Consider the following 6605-nt stretch of genomic DNA (forward strand, 5'->3'; position numbering starts at 1 on the left):
GCAAAAAGGGGGATCTGCCTCGTTATACGGAAAGGTCGGAAACCGTGCAAGTAAGAAAGTCTTTAGTTATGCAACAAAAGATCCCCAATAAAAAAGGGAACTGCCTGGGCAGTTCCCTTTTTTCACGTCACCTGAATCAGGATTGTTTCAGCTCACGCGCTTTTTCAATCAGCATCCGCTTTTCATAGCGGGCCGCTTTTTTCTCGTCGAACTGGTTTTCCCATTTCGCAATGACCAGCACGGCCAGGGCATTCCCTACAACGTTCAGTGCGGTACGCGCCATGTCCAGCAGGCGGTCAACCCCGGCAATAAAGGCCAGGCCTTCCAGCGGAATGCCGGCACTGCCGAGGGTCGCCAGCAGAACCACAAAGGAGACGCCCGGTACGCCCGCGATCCCTTTTGACGTCACCATCAGCGTCAGGACCAGAATAACTTCCTGGCCGAGCGACAGGTCAATGCCGTAGAGCTGTGCAATAAAGATAGCGGCGATACTTTGATAGAGCGTTGAACCATCCAGGTTAAAGGAATAGCCGGTCGGCACCACAAAGCTGGTAATCGCTTTTGGCGCGCCATAGGCTTCCATCTTCTCAATAATACGCGGCAGAACGGTTTCCGAACTGGAGGTAGAATAGGAGAGGATCAGCTCATCTTTCAAAATACGGATTAAGGTCATAATGCGCAGTTTACACAGCCGTGCAATCCCGCCCAGAATCACCAGGGCAAAGAACACAATCGCAAAGTAAACCAGCAGCATCAGTTTGGCGAGCGGCAATAATGACGCAAAACCAAAGTTCGCTACCGTCACGGCAATCAGGCCAAATACACCAATCGGTGCATAACGCATGATCATGTTAGTGACTTTAAACATGCTCTCTGACACTGCTTTAAATACTTTCAGCAGCGGCTCTTTGGTTTCTGCCGGCAGGGAAGAAAGGCCCAGGCCAAACAGAACAGAGAAGAAAATGATCGGCAACATGTCGCCTTTTACCATCGATGCGAAGATGTTCGACGGAATTAGCGACAGGATCGTGTTCACCAGGCTATGGCCGCCGGTTTGCACAGTTTCCGTGGTTTTCTCATATTGTGAAATATCGACCACTGCCAGCGTCGACATATCGATACCGTGACCGGGTTGAAAAACATTAGCCAGTGTAATTCCCACCACAATAGCAACTGTCGTGACCACTTCAAAATATATAATGGTTTTCAATCCGATGCGGCCCAGCTTTTTGGCATCACCGACACCCGCAATACCTACTATCAGCGTCGAGATAACAATAGGCACGACAATCATTTTAATCAGGCGGATAAAGATATTTCCGGCCGGATTAAGAAAATTATCAATTAACCAGTCTTTAGATTCTGTCTGGTTATGTAATACAGCACCAACGATAATACCTAATACTAATGCGATCAGGATTTGCCAGGCGAGGCTGATTTTAACACTTCTCATACCGAAAAAGTCCTCAAAGCCTCCTTTCTCCTTTTAATAAGGGGAAAAGAGAACTTAATCATTGCATACGGGCTATAGTTAATGAGATGAGCATTGCAGCTTCCCGTCAGATGCAAGCCGGGTAAATCAGTATCATTTTGCACCGTCTTCCTGCAAGCGTTGATTTTGTATGCAATTTGCGCAAAACAACCATACATAAAACCTATGCTCAGAAGGTGTCGCCATAAGTTTATGTTATTTCTTGTTTTAATTTTGTCATAATTCACAATGCCATAGGAAAAGCGCCTAAAATCGCCGCTGAAAAAAATTGGCCTTTTGCTCAATAATTATTCAGACCTGGTCAGCATTATGTTTATAGGATGTTAATAATTAACCGGCTTAATATTCCTCTTTTTTAACAGGGGAATAGGATGTTTCCGTTTTATCCCTCTGTTTTACCCGCTTTGTTCCTGTTTTAAATAAGCGTCACCCGGTTCTTTATCTCTTTTCCCGGCAATAACCCCCTGCGTTTTCTGTGCCGGTTTCGCTATTTCAGGGCGACACGGGGAATCGCGCAAAAACATTGTGCAGGGCTTCTATTGTTCAACCTATATAACCAATAGGCTGAAGCTAAATAAAAGCCATTTTGCCTTTCTGTGCGTGTTATTGGCTTTTATGCACTATTTCTTCTCTTTTTGACGCGAATGCAAGCCGTTTTCAAGCCCTTTTGTCACCGTCAGGCGTGACGTTTTTTTCTTCAGAAGTGATTAATTTCTCAGCTATTTCATAAAAAGTTACGTGTTGCGTGATCTGTCGCCCAAAAAGCGAACAAAGAACCAAGGCACACTACAATTAACTTATGGTTGACATACTATTAACAACTTCAAGGAGAAATGACGATGAGCCAGATTCATAAGCACCCGATCCCTGCTGCTATTGCAGAACATGCCCTGATCAATCCAGAACAATATCACCAGTATTATCAACAGTCTGTTGAAAACCCGGAGGCCTTCTGGGCCGAGCACGGCAAAATCCTCGAGTGGATAAAGCCTTACAGCAAAGTTAAAAATACATCCTTTGCACCCGGTAATGTTGATATCCGCTGGTTTGAAGACGGTACACTGAATCTTGCCGCCAACTGCCTGGATCGTCATCTTGCAGAACGAGGCGATCAGACCGCTATCATCTGGGAAGCGGATGACCCACAGGAAGCGGGTAAAACCCTGACCTACCGTGAATTGCATCAGGACGTCTGCCGTTTCGCCAATGCCTTGAAAAAATTAGGCGTCACGAAAGGAGACGTGGTCGCCATCTATATGCCGATGGTACCGGAAGCGGCCGTTGCCATGCTGGCGTGCGCCCGTATTGGTGCCGTGCACTCCGTCATTTTTGGTGGATTCTCACCGGACGCCGTCGCCGGGCGTATTATCGATTCCAACGCCAAACTGGTGATTACCGCTGACGAAGGACTGCGGGCCGGCCGGACGATCCCGTTAAAGAAAAACGTGGACGATGCGCTGAAAAACCCAGGCGTGACCTCCATTACTCACAGTATCGTGCTGCGCCGCACCGGTAAACAGGGTGACTGGCAAGCCGGGCGTGACCTCTGGTGGCATGAGGTTATTGCCGATCTTCCGGATACATGCCCGCCGGAAGAGATGCAGGCTGAAGATCCGCTGTTTATCCTGTATACCTCCGGCTCGACCGGCAAGCCTAAAGGGGTGCTGCATACCACCGGCGGGTATCTGGTGTATGCCGCCCTGACATTTAAATATGTGTTCGATTACCATCCCGGTGAAATTTATTGGTGTACCGCCGATGTCGGCTGGGTGACCGGCCACAGCTATTTGCTGTATGGCCCGCTGGCCTGTGGTGCCATTACGCTGATGTTCGAAGGCGTACCCAATTATCCGACCGTTAACCGCCTGGCCCAGGTGGTTGATAAGCATCAGGTCAATATTCTCTATACCGCCCCTACCGCCATCCGCGCATTAATGGCCGAAGGAGATAAGGCGATTGAAGGCACCTCCCGCACGTCGCTGCGCATTATGGGATCGGTCGGTGAGCCGATTAACCCGGAAGCCTGGGAGTGGTATTACCATAAAATCGGTAACGATAACTGCCCGATCGTCGATACCTGGTGGCAGACCGAAACCGGCGGCTTCATGATTACCCCATTGCCGGGCGCAACAGAGCTGAAAGCCGGCTCCGCGACCCGCCCCTTCTTTGGCGTTCAGCCTGCATTAGTCGATAACGAAGGCAATCCGCAATCCGGTGCCTGTGAAGGTAACCTGGTGATCACCGATTCCTGGCCGGGCCAGGCACGTACGCTGTATGGCGATCATGAGCGTTTCGAGCAGACCTATTTCTCTACGTTTAAGAATATGTATTTCAGCGGCGATGGTGCCCGCCGGGATGAGGACGGCTATTACTGGATCACCGGCCGCGTTGATGACGTGCTGAATATTTCCGGCCACCGCCTGGGTACCGCAGAGATTGAATCTGCCTTGGTTTCCCATCCGAAAATCGCAGAAGCGGCCGTGGTAGGGATCCCGCATAACATCAAAGGACAGGCAATTTACGCTTATGTCACGCTGAATCACGGCGAAGAACCGACGCCCGAGCTCTATACCGAAGTGCGTAACTGGGTACGCAAAGAGATAGGGTCTATCGCTACGCCCGATATCCTGCATTGGACAGATTCCTTACCGAAGACCCGTTCCGGCAAAATTATGCGGCGCATACTGCGCAAAATTGCGGCCGGTGATACCACCAATTTTGGAGATACCTCGACCCTGGCCGACCCTGGTGTCGTAGAGAAGTTATTGGAAGAAAAACAATCAATGAACGTCACACCGTAATTTACACCGCCTGAGCGCGGTGTTCTCACTCAATGCCTCACAGGAGATTGCGATGAATGATGCTACTTATCAAGGGATTGAACGGAACCCGCGCTTCAGGGAATTGGTGCAAAAACGCGGCCGCTTTGCCTGGCTGCTTTCGCTCATTACACTGGCCCTGTATGTTTGTTTTATTCTGCTGATTGCCTTTGATCCGCAATGGCTGGGCACGCCACTTTCTGACGATACAGTAATAACCCGCGGTATCCCGGTTGGCATTGGTCTGATCGTTATCTCTTTTGTACTGACCGGGATCTACGTTTACCGTGCCAACGGCGAGTTTGACCGCCTGACGCATGAAATTGTGCGTGAGGTGAAGCCATGAAAATCCGGCTTTTAACCTTGCTGGCGTTGTCTGCCCTGCCTTCTCTTGCTGCCGCTCGTGTGGCAGGTGACGTGCAACAACAGCCCCTGAATATTCAGGCAATTATCATGTTTGTGCTGTTTGTCGGCGCCACGCTTTACATCACTTATTGGGCGTCCAAACGTACCCGCTCCCGTCAGGATTACTATACCGCCGGCGGCAGGATCACCGGTTTCCAGAATGGCCTGGCTATTGCCGGTGATTTTATGTCAGCGGCCTCTTTCCTGGGGATTTCAGCCCTGGTGTATACCTCAGGGTATGACGGGCTAATCTACTCGATTGGGTTCCTGATTGGTTGGCCTATTATTCTGTTCTTAATTGCGGAACGCCTGCGTAACCTGGGGCGTTATACCTTTGCGGATGTCGCTTCCTACCGGCTCCAGCAGAAACCAATCCGTACCCTTTCTGCCTGTGGGTCACTGGTGGTTGTGGCGCTTTATCTCATCGCACAGATGGTGGGCGCCGGGAAATTGATCCAACTGCTGTTTGGCCTCAATTACCATGTTGCAGTGATACTGGTCGGGATATTGATGGTGATGTACGTGCTGTTCGGCGGCATGTTGGCCACAACCTGGGTGCAGATTATCAAAGCCGTGCTGCTGCTGTCCGGGGCCAGCTTTATGGCGCTGATGGTCATGAAGTCTGTAAACTTTGACTTCAACACGCTGTTCACAGAAGCCATCAGAGTTCATCCTAAAGGCCTTGCCATCATGAGCCCTGGCGGGCTGGTTTCTGATCCTATCTCTGCGCTGTCACTCGGCCTGGCATTGATGTTTGGTACTGCCGGTTTGCCTCATATCCTGATGCGCTTCTTTACCGTGCATGATGCCAAAGAGGCACGCAAAAGCGTGTTTTACGCGACCGGCTTTATTGGTTACTTCTATATCCTGACGTTTATTATCGGGTTTGGCGCAATTTTCCTGGTCGGCAGTAATCCTGCCTTTAAAGATGCGACCGGCGCACTGCTCGGTGGCACCAATATGGCAGCTGTTCATCTGGCCAATGCCGTTGGCGGGAACTTCTTCCTCGGCTTTATCTCGGCCGTTGCGTTTGCCACCATACTGGCCGTGGTTGCCGGCCTGACCCTCGCAGGTGCGTCAGCGGTTTCCCATGATTTGTACGCCAGCGTGATCAAAGAAGGGAAAGCAACTGAACATGATGAATTGCGGGTTTCTAAAATTACCGTCGTGATTCTGGGAGTAGTGGCAATAGGGCTGGGTATTCTGTTTGAAAAACAGAATATTGCCTTCATGGTAGGGCTAGCCTTCTCCATCGCGGCAAGCTGTAATTTCCCTATCATTATATTGTCGATGTACTGGGCTAAACTGACCACCCGTGGTGCAATGATTGGCGGTTGGCTGGGGCTGTTAACAGCCGTTATTCTGATGATTCTGGGGCCGACGATTTGGGTGCAGATCCTTGGCCATGCGACGCCTATCTACCCTTATGAGTACCCCGCTCTGTTCTCTATGATCGTTGCCTTTGTGGGGACCTGGCTGTTTTCCATCACTGACCATTCGGAACAAGGAAGACAGGAACGCGCCCGGTTCTTCTCACAATTTGTTCGCTCTCAGACCGGTGTAGGTATTTCGCAGGGCGTGCAGCATTAAAAACATTGAGCACAAAGATGTATGTAGGACCAAAGCCACCCGATGCGGTGGCTTTTTTATGCCTTGTTACCTTTAACGGCGCTAAATACAGCCATGCTTAAAGAAATAAGGGGGTGAGCCGTTAGGCGTGTTGATAGAAAAACACCCAAAAAAGGTATTTCAAATGAACACACTCTTTTTTCCATAGCAAAAAGGCCATCCTTGCGGATGGCCTCGTGCTTGATTTGATGCCTGGCAGTTCCCTACTCTCGCATGGGGAGACCCCACACTACCATCGGCGCTACGGCGTTTCACTTCTG

At 50.1% G+C, this 6605-nt stretch carries 4 protein-coding genes; 3 read left to right on the forward strand and 1 reads right to left on the reverse strand.

Annotated elements, in window-relative coordinates; all coding sequences use genetic code 11:
* Positions 1 to 136: 136 nt before the first annotated feature.
* Positions 137 to 1453, reverse strand: a complete 1317-nt coding sequence (gltP, locus tag CYR52_RS06455) for a glutamate/aspartate:proton symporter GltP (RefSeq protein WP_072926944.1) — start codon at positions 1451 to 1453, stop codon at positions 137 to 139.
* Positions 1454 to 2331: 878 nt separating this feature from the next.
* Here gltP and acs point away from each other — a divergent pair.
* The 3 genes from acs to actP are packed head-to-tail and all read left to right on the forward strand — an operon-like array spanning position 2332 to position 6306.
* Positions 2332 to 4293, forward strand: a complete 1962-nt coding sequence (gene acs, locus CYR52_RS06460; RefSeq protein WP_072926942.1) for an acetate--CoA ligase — start codon at positions 2332 to 2334, stop codon at positions 4291 to 4293.
* 52 nt (positions 4294 to 4345) lie between these two features.
* Positions 4346 to 4657, forward strand: a complete 312-nt coding sequence (locus CYR52_RS06465) for a DUF485 domain-containing protein (RefSeq protein ID WP_072926941.1) — start codon at positions 4346 to 4348, stop codon at positions 4655 to 4657.
* On the forward strand, positions 4654 to 6306 hold the full coding sequence (gene actP, locus CYR52_RS06470; RefSeq protein WP_101828215.1) for a cation/acetate symporter ActP: 1653 nt from the start codon (positions 4654 to 4656) through the stop codon (positions 6304 to 6306). The genes CYR52_RS06465 and actP overlap by 4 nt, the downstream gene beginning before the upstream one ends.
* Positions 6307 to 6605 lie beyond the last annotated feature (299 nt).

The sequence above is a fragment of the Chimaeribacter arupi genome (assembly GCF_002858805.1).
Lineage (GTDB): Bacteria > Pseudomonadota > Gammaproteobacteria > Enterobacterales > Enterobacteriaceae > Chimaeribacter > Chimaeribacter arupi.